The 15,796-nt window shown below is 71.8% G+C and carries 15 protein-coding genes; 10 read left to right on the top strand and 5 right to left on the bottom strand.

Annotated elements, in window-relative coordinates; all coding sequences use genetic code 11:
• Positions 1-43: 43 nt before the first annotated feature.
• The 6 genes from ACGFMM_RS11325 to ACGFMM_RS11350 all read left to right on the top strand — a co-directional run bounded on the left by ACGFMM_RS11325 (position 44) and on the right by ACGFMM_RS11350 (position 5,678).
• Positions 44-916: a helix-turn-helix domain-containing protein gene (locus tag ACGFMM_RS11325; protein ID WP_393645391.1), complete on the top strand. Its 873-nt coding sequence runs from the start codon at positions 44-46 to the stop codon at positions 914-916.
• A gap of 76 nt (positions 917-992) precedes the next feature.
• On the top strand, positions 993-2,450 hold the full coding sequence (locus tag ACGFMM_RS11330) for an aldehyde dehydrogenase family protein (protein WP_393645392.1): 1,458 nt from the start codon (positions 993-995) through the stop codon (positions 2,448-2,450).
• Positions 2,451-2,584: 134 nt separating this feature from the next.
• On the top strand, positions 2,585-3,124 hold the full coding sequence (locus ACGFMM_RS11335) for a DinB family protein (RefSeq protein WP_393645394.1): 540 nt from the start codon (positions 2,585-2,587) through the stop codon (positions 3,122-3,124).
• Positions 3,125-3,199: 75 nt separating this feature from the next.
• Positions 3,200-3,868 carry a PadR family transcriptional regulator gene (locus ACGFMM_RS11340; RefSeq protein WP_393645396.1) on the top strand — a complete coding sequence of 223 codons (669 nt, stop codon included), beginning with the start codon at positions 3,200-3,202 and terminating at the stop codon, positions 3,866-3,868.
• Between the two features lie 83 nt (positions 3,869-3,951).
• On the top strand, positions 3,952-4,917 hold the full coding sequence (locus tag ACGFMM_RS11345; protein WP_393645397.1) for an ATP-binding cassette domain-containing protein: 966 nt from the start codon (positions 3,952-3,954) through the stop codon (positions 4,915-4,917).
• Positions 4,914-5,678 carry an ABC transporter permease gene (locus ACGFMM_RS11350; protein WP_393645399.1) on the top strand — a complete coding sequence of 255 codons (765 nt, stop codon included), beginning with the start codon at positions 4,914-4,916 and terminating at the stop codon, positions 5,676-5,678. The genes ACGFMM_RS11345 and ACGFMM_RS11350 overlap by 4 nt, the downstream gene beginning before the upstream one ends.
• A gap of 29 nt (positions 5,679-5,707) precedes the next feature.
• On the opposite strand, the gene ACGFMM_RS11355 is transcribed toward ACGFMM_RS11350, so the two are convergent.
• Complete coding sequence (locus ACGFMM_RS11355) at positions 5,708-7,117, bottom strand: glutamate decarboxylase (protein ID WP_393645400.1); 1,410 nt, start codon at positions 7,115-7,117, stop codon at positions 5,708-5,710.
• 41 nt (positions 7,118-7,158) lie between these two features.
• Complete coding sequence (locus tag ACGFMM_RS11360; RefSeq protein ID WP_393645402.1) at positions 7,159-8,481, bottom strand: ion channel protein; 1,323 nt, start codon at positions 8,479-8,481, stop codon at positions 7,159-7,161.
• A 121-nt stretch (positions 8,482-8,602) separates the two neighbouring features.
• Here ACGFMM_RS11360 and ACGFMM_RS11365 point away from each other — a divergent pair, with 121 nt between their 5' ends.
• Positions 8,603-9,379: a MerR family transcriptional regulator gene (locus tag ACGFMM_RS11365; protein WP_393645403.1), complete on the top strand. Its 777-nt coding sequence runs from the start codon at positions 8,603-8,605 to the stop codon at positions 9,377-9,379.
• 60 nt (positions 9,380-9,439) lie between these two features.
• Here the strand turns inward: ACGFMM_RS11365 and ACGFMM_RS11370 are convergent, their stop codons facing one another.
• The gene (locus tag ACGFMM_RS11370) at positions 9,440-9,808 is read right to left on the bottom strand and encodes a YbjQ family protein (RefSeq protein ID WP_393645404.1); all 369 of its coding nucleotides are present in this window, start codon (positions 9,806-9,808) and stop codon (positions 9,440-9,442) included.
• 164 nt (positions 9,809-9,972) lie between these two features.
• Between ACGFMM_RS11370 and ACGFMM_RS11375 the strand changes: the two genes are divergently transcribed.
• Entirely contained in the window at positions 9,973-10,671 is a 699-nt protein-coding gene (locus tag ACGFMM_RS11375) for a DedA family protein (RefSeq protein ID WP_393645406.1), read from the top strand.
• Positions 10,672-10,693: 22 nt separating this feature from the next.
• On the opposite strand, the gene ACGFMM_RS11380 is transcribed toward ACGFMM_RS11375, so the two are convergent.
• Both ACGFMM_RS11380 and ACGFMM_RS11385 read right to left on the bottom strand, forming a co-directional pair.
• The gene (locus ACGFMM_RS11380) at positions 10,694-12,364 is read right to left on the bottom strand and encodes a threonine/serine exporter family protein (protein ID WP_393645407.1); all 1,671 of its coding nucleotides are present in this window, start codon (positions 12,362-12,364) and stop codon (positions 10,694-10,696) included.
• Between the two features lie 131 nt (positions 12,365-12,495).
• Positions 12,496-12,987 (bottom strand): inorganic diphosphatase, encoded by a 492-nt coding sequence (locus tag ACGFMM_RS11385; protein WP_331919872.1) that lies wholly within the window; start codon positions 12,985-12,987, stop codon positions 12,496-12,498.
• Positions 12,988-13,089: 102 nt separating this feature from the next.
• Between ACGFMM_RS11385 and dacB the strand changes: the two genes are divergently transcribed.
• Complete coding sequence (dacB, locus tag ACGFMM_RS11390) at positions 13,090-14,526, top strand: D-alanyl-D-alanine carboxypeptidase/D-alanyl-D-alanine-endopeptidase (protein WP_393645408.1); 1,437 nt, start codon at positions 13,090-13,092, stop codon at positions 14,524-14,526.
• Between the two features lie 48 nt (positions 14,527-14,574).
• The gene (locus tag ACGFMM_RS11395) at positions 14,575-15,702 is read left to right on the top strand and encodes a zinc-dependent metalloprotease (protein WP_393645410.1); all 1,128 of its coding nucleotides are present in this window, start codon (positions 14,575-14,577) and stop codon (positions 15,700-15,702) included.
• The last annotated feature ends 94 nt before the right edge of the window (positions 15,703-15,796 follow it).

Here is a 15,796-nt window from a genome sequence, read left to right on the forward strand (position 1 = left end):
CCCGCCAGAGAACACCAACCGACGTGAAGGGGAGGCCGGAGCCGTGACCGCAGGCGAAACCGGCGGGACGAGCGGGAGCGTCGTGCGACGCATCCTGCTGGGATCACAGCTCAGGAGGCTGCGCGAGTCGCGCGGCATCACACGTGAGGCGGCCGGCTACACGATCCGCGCATCCGAATCGAAGATCAGTCGTATGGAGTTGGGAAGGGTGAGCTTCAAGGCCAGGGACATCGAGGACCTCCTCACCCTGTACGGAGTCAGCGACGAGCTCGAACGGGGCGCGCTGCTCGGGCTCGCCCGCGAGGCCAACGTGGCCGGCTGGTGGCACAGCTTCGGCGACGTGCTGCCCGGCTGGTTCCAGACGTACATCGGTCTGGAGGGCGCCGCCTCGCTCATCCGGATCTACGAAGTCCAGTTCGTCCACGGCCTGTTGCAGACCGAGGCGTACGCGCACGCCGTCGTGGCCCGCGGCATGCCCGACGCCCCGCGCGCCGAGATCGAGCGCCGGGTCGCGCTCCGCCTGGAGCGGCAGAAGGTGCTGGTCTCGGAGAACACCCCGCACTTCCACGCGGTGCTCGACGAGGCGTCGCTGCGCCGCCCGTACGGCGACCGGACCGTCATGCAGGGCCAGTTGCGGCATCTGATCGAGATCTCCGAGCACCCCAACGTGACGCTCCAGGTGATGCCGTTCAGCTTCGGCGGGCATTCCGGCGAGAGCGGCGCGTTCACGATGCTGAGCTTCCCCGAGTCGGACCTGCCGGACGTGGTCTATCTGGAGCAGCTGACCGGCGCGCTCTACCTGGACAAACGCGAGGAGGTCGCCCAGTACCAGCGGGTGATGGAGCGGCTGCAGAAGGACAGTCCGGACCCCGAGGGTTCGCGCGATCTTCTCCGAGGTCTCCTTCAACTCTCCTGATACGTAAGTACGATGACGTGACATCAGTGCAGTCGTGTTTCCGATGTCCGCCACCGCGGTCAGGGGGTCCCGCCGTATGTCCTACTTCACCGATCTGGCGCTCCAGTACATCGACGGGGAGTGGAAGCCCGGCAGCGGCTCCTGGGACATCATCGACTTCAACCCGTACGACGGGGAGAAGCTCGCCTCGATCACCATCGCCACCGTCGAGGAGGTCGACCGGGCGTACCGGGCGGCCGAGCGCGCCCAGGTCGCGTGGGCCGAGACCAACCCGTACGCGCGCCGGGCGGTGTTCGAGCGGGCGCTGCGGATCGTCGAGGAGCGCGAGGAGCAGATCGCCGCGACGATGGTGGCGGAGCAGGGCGGCACGCGTCTGAAGGCCGCCTTCGAGCTGCACCTGGCGAAGGAGTTCCTGCGCGAGGCGATCCAGCTGGCGCTGCGTCCCGAGGGGCGGATCCTTCCGTCGCCGGTGGACGGCAAGGAGAACCGGGTCTACCGGGTGCCGGTCGGCGTCGTGGGTGTGATCAGCCCGTTCAACGTGCCCTTCCTGCTGTCGCTGAAGTCCGTCGCGCCGGCGCTCGCGCTCGGCAATGCCGTCGTCCTCAAGCCGCACCAGAACACGCCGATCACCGGCGGCACGCTGGTGGCGAAGATCTTCGAGGACGCGGGTCTGCCGGCCGGTCTGCTCAACGTGGTCGTGACCGACATCGCCGAGATCGGCGACGCGCTGATCGAGCACCCGGTCCCGAAGGTCATCTCCTTCACCGGTTCCGACCGCGTCGGCAAGCACGTGGCCACGGTCTGCGCGGCGAACTTCAAGCACGCGATCCTCGAACTCGGCGGCAACAACGCCCTGATCGTGCTGGACGACGCCGACGTGGACTACGCCGTGGACGCGGCGGTCTTCAGCCGCTTCGTGCACCAGGGCCAGGTCTGCATGGCGGCCAACCGGATACTCGTGGACCGCACGCTGGAGGCGGAGTTCACCGAGAAGTTCGTGGCCCGGGTGGGCGCGCTGCGGGTCGGCGACCCGGACGACCCCGCGACGCACATCGGCCCGCTGATCAACTCCCAGCAGGCGGCGGCGGTCTCCGCGGCCGTCGAGCAGGCCGTGGCGGCCGGCGCGACGGCGCTGGTGCACGGCTCGGCCGACGGCAACGTGGTCTCCCCGTCCGTGCTGACCGCCATCCCCGCCGACGCGCCGATCCTGGGCCAGGAGATCTTCGGCCCGGTCGCGCTGATCCTGCCGTTCGACGGCGAGGACGAGGCCGTACGGATCGCCAACGACACCCCGTACGGGCTCAGCGGCGCGGTGCACACCGGCGACGTGGAGCGGGGCGTACGGATCGCCAAGCGCATCCACACCGGCATGATCCACATCAACGACGGCACCGTGCACGACGAGCCGATCGTGCCGTTCGGCGGCGAGAAGCACTCGGGCGTCGGCCGGCTGAACGGCGAGGCGATGGTGGAGGCGTTCACCACGCAGAAGTGGATCTCGGTGCAGTACGGCCGCAGCCGCTTCCCGTTCTGATCCCGTTCGCCAAGAGCCCTGGGACCTTTGCGGACTTGCGGACCGTGGCTGTCCGCAAGGGTTCCTACTGTGAGGGGTGTCGAGAGGGAGGGCGCGCAGGCCCTCCCCCACACGCAGTACGGAAGGCGGATCCCATGGTTGCCCTTGTTCCCGCAGAGACCCCCGGCGACGAGCGCGGCGCGTTCCTGAACTTCGTGGAGGCCCAGCGTGCGGCCCTGCGCCGCGCCGCCCTCGGCCTCACCGAGGAGCAGGCGGCGAGCCGCCCCAGCGCCTCCGAACTCAGTCTGTCCGGGCTGATCAAACATGTCGCCGAGGTTGAGCTGAACTGGCTGCGGCTCGCGCAGCAGAAGCGGAACGAGAAGCAGCGCACCCAGGAGACCTGGGGCGAGGGGTTCCGGCTGGTCGACGGAGAGACGATGCCCGAGGTGCTGGCGTTCTGGGACGACGTGGCCAAGCAGACCGAGGAGTTCGTGCGGGCCGTGCCGAGCCTGGACGAGACCTTTCCGCTGCCGCCCGCGCCCTGGTTCCCGAAGGACGGCCGGGTCACCGTCCGCTGGATGCTGCTGCACCTGGTCCAGGAGCTGGGCCGGCACGCCGGGCACGCGGACATCGTGCGGGAGTCGCTCGACGGCGCCACCTCGTTCGAGCTGGTCGCCAGGGAGCAGCAGGCCTGAGTCGTGCCGGCCTGAGTCGTGCCGGCCCGAGCCCGTGCCTCTACCCTAGTCAAAGTTGATTAGGAGGTGGCAGGTATGTCGGCGATCCGGCTCCTCGTCCTGGGCGCGGTCAAGCAGCACGGACGGGCGCACGGCTACCAGGTCCGCAACGACCTGGAGTACTGGGGCGCGCACGAGTGGTCCAACGCCAAGCCCGGCTCGATCTATCACGCGCTCAAGCAGATGGCCAAGCAGGGACTGTTGCACGCGTACGAGATCGCGCCGAGCACGGCGGGCGGCCCGCCGCGCGTCGAGTACGAGCTCACCGAGCAGGGCAGGGAGGAGTACTTCGCGCTGCTGCGCGAGGCGCTGACCACCTACGACCAGAAGATGGACGTCCTGTCGGCCGGCATCGGCTTCATCGTCGACCTGCCGCGGGCCGAGGTCGTGGAGCTGCTGCGCCGGCGGTTGCGGGCGCTCGACGACTGGCGCGCCGCGGTGACCGAGTACTACACCCCGGAGGGCGGCCCGGAGCAGCTCGGGCACATCGGCGAGATCATGCATTACTGGGTCGCCACGGCCGACGCGGGCAAGGCGTGGACGCTGGGCCTGATCGAGCGGGTCGAGGGCGGGTCGTACGTCTTCGCCGACGAGGGTGAGCCGTTCATCGGGGTGCTCGCCGAGGGCCAGGAGAACCCGTACGCGACGGGCGGCGGAGCCGACGACGACGGAACCGGCGACGACGGAACCGGCGAGGAAGACTAGCTAATCAAGTTTGACCAATCCGATCCGGGGCATTACCTTCCCTCGGTGGTCAAATTTGACTACCAGGTGTGGAGGTGTGCGGGATGACAACGGACGCGATCCTCGTCGAGGGCGCGCGGAAGCGGTACGGGGACAAGCAGGCACTCGACGGACTCGACCTGGCCGTGCGGCGCGGCACGGTCCACGGGGTGCTCGGCCCCAACGGCGCGGGCAAGACCACCATGGTGCGGATCCTGGCCACGCTGCTGCGCCACGACGAGGGTGTGGTGCGGGTGGCGGGCCTCGACGTGCGGACGCAGGCCGACGAGGTACGGCGGCGGATCGGGCTGCTCGGCCAGCACGCGGCCCTCGACGAGGAGCTGGGCGGCCGGCAGAACCTGGAGATGTTCGGCCGGCTGTACCACCTGGGCTCCCGGCGCGCCGGGCAGCGGGCCGACGAGCTCCTGGAGCACTTCGGGCTCGCGGACACCGGGCGCAAGGCCGTCGGGCAGTACAGCGGCGGCATGCGGCGTCGGCTCGACCTGGCGGCCTCGCTGATCACGGAACCCGAGGTGCTGTTCCTGGACGAGCCGACCACCGGGCTCGACCCGCGCGGCCGGGCGGAGGTGTGGGAGTCGGTGCGCTCCCTGGTCGGCGGGGGCACGACGGTGCTGCTGACCACGCAGTACCTGGAGGAGGCGGATCAGCTGGCCGACCGGATCGCGGTCGTGGACCGCGGCCGGGTGGTCGCCGACGGCACCCCGGACGAGCTGAAGTCGCGGGCCGGACAGGACCGGATCGACGTGGTCGTACGGGACGCGGGCCGGCTCGCCGAGGCGGCCGGGCTGCTGCCGGCCCGGCCCGAGGACGTGGCCGTGGACCCGGACCGGCGGCGCGTCAGCGCGCCCGTGACCGACCGGATGGCCTCGCTCGCCGAGACCGTACGGGCCCTGGAGACGGCCGGGATCGAGGCGGAGGACCTCGCCCTGCGGCGGCCGACGCTCGACGAGGTCTTTCTGAGGCTGACCGGGGAGAAGCGCGCGGACGAGGAGAGCGGGGTGGCCGCATGAGCACGGCGTACGTGGTGAGCGACTGCTGGACGATGACCCGGCGCGAGCTCGCGCGCTGGGCGCGGCAGCCGGTGCAGGTCGTGGTCGGGCTGGTGTTCCCGGTGATGACGCTGCTGATGTTCGGCTATCTGATCGGCGGCGGCCGGGGCGTCGACGGCGCGTACGTGGACTTCCTGGTGCCCGGGATGTTCACGCTGACCATGGTGTTCGGCCTGGAGGGCACGCTGACGGCGGTCACGCAGGACCTCAACAAGGGCGTGGTGGACCGCTTCCGCGCGATGCCGATGGCGGACGGGGCGGTCCTGGTCGGGCGGTCGGCCGCCGACATGCTGCAGTCCGCGGTGGGGCTGCTGCTGATGATCGGAGTCGGGGCGGCGATGGGCTGGCGGGCGACCGGCGGCCCCGCCGCCTTCCTGGGCGCGGTGGGCCTGCTGCTCCTGCTGCGGTTCGCGATGCTGTGGATCGGGATCTGGCTGGGACTGGTCGCGGGGCGGCCGGAGCTGGTGCAGACCGTGCAGATCCTGGTCTGGCCGGTCGGGTTCCTGTCCAACGCGATCGCCCTGCCCGAGACGATGCCGGACTGGCTGGGCGCGGTCGTGGAGTGGAACCCGATGTCGGCGACGGCCACCGCGGTGCGGGAGCTGTTCGGCAACCCCGGCGGGGAGCCGGGCTGGACGGTCGCGGCGGTGCTGTGGCCGCTGGCGCTGCTCGCGGTGTTCTTCCCGCTGGCGGTACGGCGGTTCGCCAACTTGAGCCGGTAGCCCCGCCGTACCGCCGAACTGCCTTACAGCTAATGGTGGAACGACGTCGCCGCCTGCCGGTCCGCGGTGAACGGATGCGGCTGGCGGCGCAGTTCCGGCAGCAGCCGGTTCAGGTCGTCCATCAGCAGCCCCGCCAGGTCTTCCGAGAAGCCGCTGCGGCAGACCACCCGGAGCACGGAGAGGTCCTCCCGGTTGGCGGGGAAGGTGTACGCGGGCACCAGCCAGCCGTTCTCGCGCAGCCGGCGCGAGACGTCGAAGACGTCGTACGCAGTGACGTGGTCCGCCGTGGTGACGGCGAACACCGGCAGTTCGTTGCCGCGGGTCAGCAGCCGGAAGTCGCCCAGGGCCTCGAACTGTTCGGCGAGGCCCATGGCGACGTCTCTGGAGGTCTGCTGGACCACGCGGTAGCCGGCCCGGCCGAGCCGGAGGAACGTGTAGTACTGCGCGACGACCTGGGCGCCGGGCCGGGAGAAGTTCAGCGCGAAGGTCGGCATGTCGCCGCCGAGGTAGTTCACCCGGAACACCAGGTCCTCCGGCAGCTCCGCGGCCGAGCGCCACAGCGCCCAGCCGACGCCCGGGTAGACCAGGCCGTACTTGTGGCCGGAGGTGTTGATCGAGGAGACCCGGGGGAGCCGGAAGTCCCAGACCAGGTCCTCGTCGAGGAACGGGGCGACCATGGCGCCGGAGGCCCCGTCGACGTGGACGGGGATGTCGAGCCCGGTCCGCTCCTGGAGGGCGTCCAGGGCGGCGCAGAGCTCGGCGACGGGCTCGTACGAGCCGTCGAAGGTGGAGCCGAGCACGGCGACGACGCCGATGGTGTTCTCGTCGCAGAGGTCGGCCGCGGCCTGCGGGTCCAGGTGGAAGCGCTCGCCCTCCATCGGCACCAGGCGGGCCTCGACCTCCCAGAAGTTGCAGAACTTCTCCCAGCAGACCTGCACGTTGACGCCCATGACCATGTTGGGCCGGGCGCTGCCGGGATAGCGGTCCTTGTTGCGGACGGCCCAGCGGCGCTTGAGGGCCATGCCGGCGAGCATGCAGGCCTCGCTGGAGCCGGTGGTGGAGCAGCCGACGCCGGCGGACGGGTCGGGGGCGTGCCAGAGGTCGGCCAGCATGGCGACGCAGCGGCGCTCCAGTTCGGCGGTGCGCGGGTACTCGTCCTTGTCGATCATGTTCTTGTCGCGGCACTCGGCCATCAGCACCCCGGCCTGGGGCTCCATCCAGGTGGTGACGAAAGTGGCGAGGTTGAGCCGCGCGTTGCCGTCCAGCATCAGCTCGTCGTGGACGAGCTGGTACGCGCTCATGGGCGGCAGCGGGCCGTCGGGCAGGCGGTGCTGGGGCGGCGCCTCGGTCATGCCGCCGACGGGGTTGGCCTCGCCGAAGAACGGGTTGACGGCGGCCAGGCGGCGGTCCGGCTCGGGCGAGCCCTTGTGCAGCGGCATGGGAACTCCTCTGTATTTCCTGGTGGGGCGAACGATCGGGATCAGTGCAGGCTGTGCCCCGCGTCGTCGAGTTCGAGCTGCGGCCGTCCGGTGACGACCAGCCAGGCCGGCAGGGAGGCCAGGCAGAGCAGCGCGAGCATGGCGGGGGAGGCGGCGAGCACGGCGGCGGTGAACAGGCTCACCCAGCCCTGCCGGGTGGTCGCGAGGAGCACGCCGAGGACACTGGACGCCACCGCGACCGAGGGGTCCACCTCGGGAACGAGGGCATGGACGAGCAGGCCGAACGCGGCGCCGATGAAGACGGCGGGGAAGATCCGGCCGCCCCGGAAGCCGGAGGCGGCGGCGACGAGCAGGGCGACGATCTTGATCACGGTGAACTTCGCGAGCTCCCCGGACGACCAGCCGCCGATGTCCGAGGTGAGCTCCTTGACCTCCTCCAGACCCTTGAAGAGCGTCAGCGGGCCGCCCAGGGCCCCCAGCAGGCCCAGCAGCAGCCCGCCGACGGGAAGCATCACCATCGGGTGCCGCAGCCGGTGGAAGGCCGTGTGGAGCGGCGGGAAGGCGTAGCAGGCGATCAGGCCGACGAGCGCGGCGAGCGTGGCGACGATCATGGCGGCCAGCACGTCGCCCCAGCCCGGGTGGGTGAGCACGGGCAGGTCCATGTCGAAGGTGGGGTGCGCGACGAGCGTGGTGGTCATCGCGCCGACCCCGGCGGCGGCCAGCGGCGCGAAGAGCCGGTCCCACAGGGAGGCCGTCCCCGGCTGCCGGGTGAGCGCCTCGGAGATCACCAGGGCGGCCGCGACCGGGGTGCCGAACAGGGCGCCGATGGTGGCGGCCGAGGCCAGCGACACCCACAGCGCCCCGGGAGCGGAGGGGGCGACGCGGCGGCCCAGCCAGTACGCGAGCGCGATGTTGGCGGCGATGATCGGGTACTCGGGGCCCAGGCTGACCCCGCCGGCCAGCGCCAGCACGGTCGCGACGAGCAGGCCGGGGACGGTGCTCGGGGGTACGGGGGCCCCGCCGAGGCCGGCGGCGGCCGGGTCGTTGCCGGCGTGCCCGTACACCAGCCAGACGACCAGGCCGACGGCGATCCCGGTCGCCGTGAGCATCACGATGATCCACAGAGAGGAGTACCGGCCGATGCCGAGCGCGTCGGGCACGGTCTCCCACAGCACGTCCTGGAGGTTCTCGGCGAGACCGCTGATCGTCAGGAAGAGCAGGCTCGCCAGCGCCCCGACCACGACCGCGGGCACGACCAGCTTCAGCAACTGGCGCGCGGGCGTCGCCACCGGCGGGGCCGGGGCGGACGGTTCGGCCGGCGCGGGTGCGCCGGCCGGGTCTGCTGAGGGGCTGTCAGGGGCCACCGCCCCACCATAAAGGGGCAAAAGCGACACAACATCCCGAGAATCCGGGCCGAAGCCGCTTGAACCTCACGCCGCGTGAGGCGGCACGCTGGTCCTCGAACGCACGAAGGGAGCGGAGACGGTGAGCTATTCCGTGGGGCAGGTCGCCGGTTTCGCCGGCGTCACGGTGCGCACCCTGCACCACTACGACGAGATCGGACTGCTCTCCCCGAGCGCTCGCAGCCACGCGGGACACCGGCGCTACGACGACGGTGACCTCGACCGGCTGCAGCAGATCCTGTTCTACCGGGAACTCGGTTTCCCGCTGGAACAGGTCGCGTCCCTGCTCGACGACCCCGAGGCGGACCCGCAGGCACACCTGCGGCGCCAGCACGAGCTGCTCACCGCCCGGATCGCCGAGCTCCAGAAGATGGCCGAGGCCGTCGAACACGCCATGGAGGCGAAGAAGATGGGCATCAACCTCACACCCGAGGAGCGGTTCGAGGTCTTCGGGGACAACGACCCGGAGCAGTACGCCGACGAGACCGAGAACCGCTGGGGCGACACCGAGGCGTACAAGGAGTCGCAGCGCCGCACGGCCCGCTACACCAAGGCGGACTGGCAGCGCATGCAGGACGAGAACGCCGACTGGGGCCGCCGCTACGACGCCGTGATGGCCGAGGGCGAGCCCGCGGACGGCGAGCGCGCCATGGACCTGGCCGAGGAGCACCGGCAGCACATCAACGGCTGGTTCTACGACTGCGGCTACAAGATGCACACCTGCCTGGGCGACATGTACGTCGCGGACGAGCGCTTCACGGCGTTCTACGACGCCATCCGCCCCGGCATGGCCGCGCACCTGCGCGACGCGATCCACGCGAACGCGCGGCGCCACGGCCACACCCCGGACGCCGCCTAGACCGTACGGGGGGTGGGGCCCCGTCCCCCGTACGGCTGCCGGCTCCGCTCAGGCCTCGGCTCAGACCTTCGGCGCGACCACCACCGCCGTGCCGTACGCGCACACCTCCGTGCCCACGTCCGCCGCGGCCGTCACGTCGAAGCGGAACATCAGGACCGCGTTGGCGCCGCGCGCCCGGGCCTGCTCCACGAGGCGGTCCATCGCCTGGTTGCGGGTCTCCACCAGGGTCTTCGTCAGACCCTTCAGCTCGCCGCCGACCATGGACTTCAGGCCCGCGCCGATCTGGCTGCCGAGGTGCCGGGAGCGCACCGTCAGGCCGAAGACCTCGCCGATCACCTGCTGGACCTCGTACCCGGGCAGGTCGTTGGTCGTGACCACCAGGACGTCGGGGTGCGGGCCCTGTCCGCCGCCGTACTCGTCGATACTCATGGCGACAGGCTCACCCCGGAGCGTGGCCGCCGCATCCTGTGCGCGATGGTGCGGGCACCGGGGGTGCACCCGTGGAACCCGGGCTGTTCAGGAAGCGTTGGTACCTTTGGGCGGCCGCCCCGCGGCCGCCCTGCCCCCGCACGCGACCCTGGAGCCCGCAACCCGTGAACACGCTTGCCCTCGGCCCGAGCTGGCTGGACCCGGACTATCTGATCCAGACCTTCGGTCTGATCGGTGTCCTGGTCATCGTCTTCGCCGAGTCCGGACTCCTCATCGGCTTCTTCCTGCCCGGCGACTCGCTGCTGTTCACCACCGGCCTGCTGGTCACCACCGGCAAGCTGGACTCCCCGCTGTGGCTGGTCTGCACGTTGGTGGTCGCCGCCGCCATCATCGGCGACCAGGTGGGGTACCTCTTCGGCCGCAAGGTCGGCCCCGCGCTGTTCAAGCGCCCGGACTCCAAGCTGTTCAAGCAGGAGAACGTGGAGAAGGCCCACGTCTTCTTCGAGAAGCACGGCCCGAAGTCGCTGATCCTGGCCCGCTTCGTGCCGATCGTGCGCACGTTCACGCCGATCATCGCCGGTGTGAGCCGGATGAACTACCGCTCGTTCATCACGTTCAACATCATCGGCGGCGTCCTGTGGGGCGCCGGCGTGACGCTGCTCGGCGCCTCCCTCGGCAAGATCGACTTCGTGCACAAGCACATCGAGGCGATCCTCATCCTCATCGTGCTGATCTCCGTGCTGCCGATCGTCATCGAGTTCCTGAGGGCCCGCTCGCACGCCAAGAAGGAGAAGGCCCAGGCCGCCGACGAGACCAACCCGCCCGCCCAGGGCCAGGGCCGCGGCCGCCACGCCAAGCGGTAGCAGGTACGAGCCGGGAAGCCGCCTAGAAGCCCCGCGTGCGCTTGGCCGCGCGGCGCAGCGCCCCGACGCCGGGGGCCCGCATGAACATGCGGGCCAGCTCGCCTCCCAGGTTCACCCCGATCGCGATCGCCAGGGCCAGCGCCGCCGCCTTCGCCAGCGAGGCGAACCCCTCGTCGAGGTTGTTCTGGGCGATCGCCAGGACCCCGAAGTACGTCGCGGAACCCGGCAGCAGCGGCCCGATCGCCGCCGTCACGTACGGCAGCGACGACGTGTGCTCGTACCGGGCGATCAGCTGGCCGAACAGACCCACCAGACCGGCCGCCACCGCCGTCGCCATCACCGACGAGCCGTCCGCCGTCACGGCGATCGACGCGTACACCACCCAGGCCACGCCCCCGTTCAGGGTCGCGATCCACACCGTCGCCCGGCTCTGCTGCAGCAGCACCGCGAACGTCAGGCACAGCACCATCGCCGCCACGATCTGCACCACCGGCCGCTCGACCGGCTGCAGCGTCCCGTCCGGGTTCAGATTGGCGTCGAACTGCACCGCCACGTACAGCACGGACAGCACGCCGACCACGATCGCCACGAAGAAGTACCCGACCTCCAGGAGCCGGGCCGAGGCCGTGATGTAGAAGCCGGTCAGGCCGTCCTGCACCGCCGAGACCAGCGCCCGCCCCGGGATCAGCGCGAACAGACCGCCGGTGATCACCGCCGACGGCCGCAGATCCGCGTGCAGCAGCGTCAGCAGCGCCCCCAGCGTCGCCGGCGGCATCGCCGCCACCAGGAACTGGTAGAACTCCGGCAGCCCGCGCCCCGCGCACAGCCACGCCAGCCGGTCGCCGAGCACCGCGCCGAGCGCCGCCACGAAGAACACCGTCAGATCGCCGCCCAGCAGCACCGACGCCGCCCCCGCCAGCACGCCCGCCGCCAGGGTCAGCACCCAGCCCGGGTACGGGTGCCGGTTGCGGCGGATCAACGCGAGCCGCCGATACGCCTCCTCCGGCGAGACGTCGTGGTCCTCCGCGTTGATGTCGGCGAGCAGCTGGTACACCGCCTCCAGGCGGGTGTAGTCCGTGCCGCGCCGGCGCACCGTGCGGTTCGCCGTGACCGGCGCGTCCACCAGCGACGGCTGGTACGTGATCGACAGCAGCGTGAACGTCACGCCCGGCTCGCAGCGGTCCAGGCCATAGCCGCGGCAGATCGCCAGCATCGCCGCCTCGACGTCCTCCGCGCCCTCGCCGCCGGCCAGCAGCAGCTCGCCGATGCGCAGCGTCAGGTCGAGCACCCGCGGCACGTTCGGCCCGGCCGCGCCCTCCGGCACGGGCTGCTCCGGCACGGGGCGCTCCGCGGCCGGCAGCCGCAGCATCGTCCGCATCCGGTCCTGCCACGGCGCGTCCTTCGACAACCGCACCATCGGCACGCCGAACGCGGGCGTGAACGCCGGCGGCGAGGTCGCCGCCGAGTACGCCGACGGCGTCGTGAACGCCGAACCCTCCTGCTCCGCCGACGGCTCCGGGCCCGCCACGCCCTCCGGAATCGCGAACTCGGAGGTCGGATGATCCTCCTCCGGCGCGGCCGGCTGCTCGACCCCGGCGGGCGGCGTGAACGCGCTGTGCGCCTCGTCCGACCGCGGCTTGCGGTCCTCCGCAGCCTCGTCCGGGCCTTCCGGGCCCTCCGGGCTCGCCACCACTCGCTCCGCCTTCGCTCCCTGCCCGGCGCCCGTCACCGCCCGGCCCTCGGTCGGTCCCAGTATGAACGCGCGACGGGCGGCGCACCCGACGCGGGTGCGCCGCCCGTCACGGACAGCGGAAGGGAGAGGGCTCAGTGGCCGCCCTGCTCCTGGAAGCGCTTGTACGACTTCTCGACCTCGGCCTCGGCCTCGGTGCGGCCGACCCAGTCGGCGCCCTCGACCGACTTGCCCGGCTCCAGGTCCTTGTAGACCTCGAAGAAGTGCTGGATCTCCAGGCGGTCGAACTCCGACACGTGGTGGATGTCACGCAGGTGCTCCACGCGCGGGTCCGTCGCCGGGACGCACAGCAGCTTGTCGTCGCCGCCGGCCTCGTCCGTCATGCGGAACATGCCGATCGCGCGGCACTTGATCAGACAGCCCGGGAACGTCGGCTCGTCGAGGATGACCAGCGCGTCCAGCGGGTCGCCGTCCTCGCCGAGGGTGTTCTCGATGTACCCGTAGTCCGCCGGGTAGGCGGTCGACGTGAAGAGGCGGCGGTCCAGGCGGATGCGACCCGTCTCGTGGTCGACCTCGTACTTGTTGCGCGACCCCTTGGGGATCTCGATGAGAACGTCGAACTCCACGGGTGGCTCCTCCTGAATCAACACATGTCAATGCTCGCGACGGCGCGCGGTGATTAAGTGTCCCTCACGCAGGTGTGTGATCGCGAAAGGGGCTGGTCAGCCATGCCGGAGCCGAGACTGTGGCAGCTCACGGCCGGCTCGGCCGTCCTCGGGCTCGTCCTGGCCGCGTCAGCGGTGGCCGCGGCCGGTCCCTGGGACAACGGTCAGCGTAAAGCCGAGCGGAGCAGGGCGGTCGCCGCGGAACGGACAGGTGGCGCACATCACGCCGCCGCCCGCGCCGCCGAGGGCCTGCCGCCGGCTCCGGAGCCCGCCCCCAGCGCCCCGGCCGTCCTCGGCCCGCTCGGCCCCGGCGACCCCGCCCCGGCGGCCGCCGGACGCTCCGCGGGCCGCCCCAAGGACCTCGCCGCCGCGCTCGTCCCGCTCCTCGGCGACCCCGGCCTCGGCCCGCTGCGCACCGCCTCCGTCGTCGACGTCGCCACCGGAAAGCAGCTGTACGGGCAGGGCGCCGCCACCCCGATGACACCCGCCTCCACCATCAAGATCGCCACCGCGGCCGCCGCGCTCACCGCGCTCGGCCCCGGCCACCGCATCCCCACCGCCGTCGCCGCGACCCCCGACGGCCGCCGCGTCACCCTCGCCGGCGGCGGCGACCCCACCCTCGACCGCGCCGGACTGCGCGCCCTCGCCGCCGGCGCCGCCCGCGCCCTGCGCGACCGCGGCGCGACCAAGGCGACCCTCACGTACGACGCCTCCCGCTACACCGGCCCCGCCGTCCACCGCATCGGCCCCAACGACAACATCGCCCCGGTCAGTGCCCTCATGCTCGACGAGGGCCGCACCGACGGCTCCACCAGCGGCCCCGCACCCCGCAGCGCCGACCCCGCCCGCGACGCCGCCGCCGCGTTCGCCGAACTGCTCGGCCAGGCCGGGATCACCGTGCAGGGCGCCCCCGTCGCCGGCCGCGCGCCCGCCGGTTCGGCCGTCGTCGCCCGCACGTACTCCCGGCCGCTCGCCGCCCTCGTCGAGCGCATGCTCACGAACAGCGACAACGACCTCGCCGAGGCACTCGCCCGCCAGACCGCGCTGAAGGCCAAGAAGCCCGCGAGCTTCGCCGGCGCCGAGCAGGCCGTCCGCGACCGCCTCAAGACCCTCGGCGTCCCCCTCGCCGGGGCCCGCCTCGCCGACGGCAGCGGCCTCGACCGCACCGACCGGCTCTCCGCCGCCGCCCTCACCGCGATCCTCACCCGCGCGGCCGACCCGGACCGCCCCGAACTGCGGCCCGTCCTCACCGGACTGCCCGTCGGCGGCTTCACCGGCACCCTCGCCGGCCGGTACACCGACCCCGCCACCACCCCAGGCGCCGGAGCGGTGCGCGCGAAGACCGGCACCCTCACCGGCGTGAACACCCTCGCCGGCACCGTCGTCACCGCCGACGGCCGGCTGCTCGCCTTCGCGTTCCTCGCCGGCCGCACCCCCTCCCCGTACACCGCACAGCCCGCCCTCGACCGGCTCTCCGCCGCACTCGCCCCGAACGGCTGACCGGCCGGAACCCTCACCGATCGCGCCTCGAGAACGTACGGTTGACGCATGACGAGCATCAGTGGTGCCGAGATGGTCGACTGGAACCTCGCGGTCGCGACCGCGACCCGACTGGTGCGCCCCGGGCCGGAGGTGAGCCGCGACGAGGCCCGCGAGGTCGTCGCCGAACTCCGCCGGCACGCCAAGGCGTCCGAGGAACACGTGCGCGCCTTCACGCGCATGATCCCCGAGGGCCACGAGCCGGAGGACACGCCCGTCCTCGTCGTCGACCGGGCCGGCTGGATCCGCGCCAACGTCGCCGGCTTCCGCGAACTGCTCTCCCCGCTCCTCGGCAAGATGCAGGAACGCCGCGCCGGCACCCCCGGCGGCACCGTGCTCGGCGCGGTCGGCGGCAAGGTCACCGGCGTGGAGCTCGGAATGCTCCTGTCCTTCCTCGCCTCCCGCGTCCTCGGCCAGTACGAGACCTTCGCCCCCGCCTCCCGCGAACTGCCCGCCTCCGACGGCGGCGGCCGACTGCTCCTGGTCGCCCCCAACATCGTCCACGTCGAACGCGAACTGGCCGTCGCCCCGCACGACTTCCGGCTCTGGGTCTGCCTCCACGAGGAGACCCACCGCACCCAGTTCACCGCCGTGCCCTGGCTGCGCGACCACCTCCAGGGCGAGATCCAGTCCTTCCTCGCCGCCACCGACGTCGACCCCGCCACCGTCCTCGAACGGCTCCGCCAGGCCACCCAGGCCTTCGTCGGCGGCCGGCCCGAGGGCGAGGAGGGCGAGCCGAGCCAGTCGCTCGTCGAACTGGTCCAGACCCCCGAGCAGCGCGAGATCCTCGGCCGGCTCACCGCCGTGATGTCCCTGCTCGAAGGCCACGCCGACTACGTGATGGACGGCGTCGGACCCCAGGTCGTGCCGTCCGTCCAGGAGATCCGCGAGAAGTTCCAGCAGCGCCGGGCCCGCGGCGCGTCCCGCCTCGACCTCGCCCTGCGCAAACTGCTCGGCCTCGACGCCAAGCTCCGCCAGTACCGCGACGGCGAGCGCTTCGTCCGCGCCGTCGTCGACCAGGTCGGCATGGACGGCTTCAACCGGATCTGGACCTCCCCCAACACCCTGCCCACCAAGGCGGAGATCGCCGAACCCGCGGACTGGGTGGCGAGGGTGCACCGTAAAGCAGACTCCTGAGTCTGGTGGTGCCGATGACGGAAGAAAGCCCCGCCCATCACCCATCCGAGGGACCGTAGGCGAGGGGTAGGCGTGCAATGCTCGGGTAACGGCC

The sequence above is a fragment of the Streptomyces sp. NPDC048604 genome (genome assembly GCF_043199435.1).
Taxonomy (GTDB): Bacteria; Actinomycetota; Actinomycetes; order Streptomycetales; family Streptomycetaceae; genus Streptomyces.

What these genes read in the sequence shown, in the direction of transcription:
- ACGFMM_RS11330 (WP_393645392.1), top strand. Translation starts at nt 993, where the DNA reads ATGTCCTACTTCACCGATCTGGCGCTCCAGTACATCGACGGGGAGTGG.
- ACGFMM_RS11335 (WP_393645394.1), top strand. Translation starts at nt 2,585, where the DNA reads ATGGTTGCCCTTGTTCCCGCAGAGACCCCCGGCGACGAGCGCGGCGCG.
- ACGFMM_RS11340 (WP_393645396.1), top strand. Translation starts at nt 3,200, where the DNA reads ATGTCGGCGATCCGGCTCCTCGTCCTGGGCGCGGTCAAGCAGCACGGA.
- ACGFMM_RS11345 (WP_393645397.1), top strand. Translation starts at nt 3,952, where the DNA reads ATGACAACGGACGCGATCCTCGTCGAGGGCGCGCGGAAGCGGTACGGG.
- ACGFMM_RS11350 (WP_393645399.1), top strand. Translation starts at nt 4,914, where the DNA reads ATGAGCACGGCGTACGTGGTGAGCGACTGCTGGACGATGACCCGGCGC.
- ACGFMM_RS11355 (WP_393645400.1), bottom strand. Translation starts at nt 7,117, where the DNA reads ATGCCGCTGCACAAGGGCTCGCCCGAGCCGGACCGCCGCCTGGCCGCC.
- ACGFMM_RS11370 (WP_393645404.1), bottom strand. Translation starts at nt 9,808, where the DNA reads ATGAGTATCGACGAGTACGGCGGCGGACAGGGCCCGCACCCCGACGTC.
- dacB (WP_393645408.1), top strand. Translation starts at nt 13,090, where the DNA reads ATGCCGGAGCCGAGACTGTGGCAGCTCACGGCCGGCTCGGCCGTCCTC.
- ACGFMM_RS11395 (WP_393645410.1), top strand. Translation starts at nt 14,575, where the DNA reads ATGACGAGCATCAGTGGTGCCGAGATGGTCGACTGGAACCTCGCGGTC.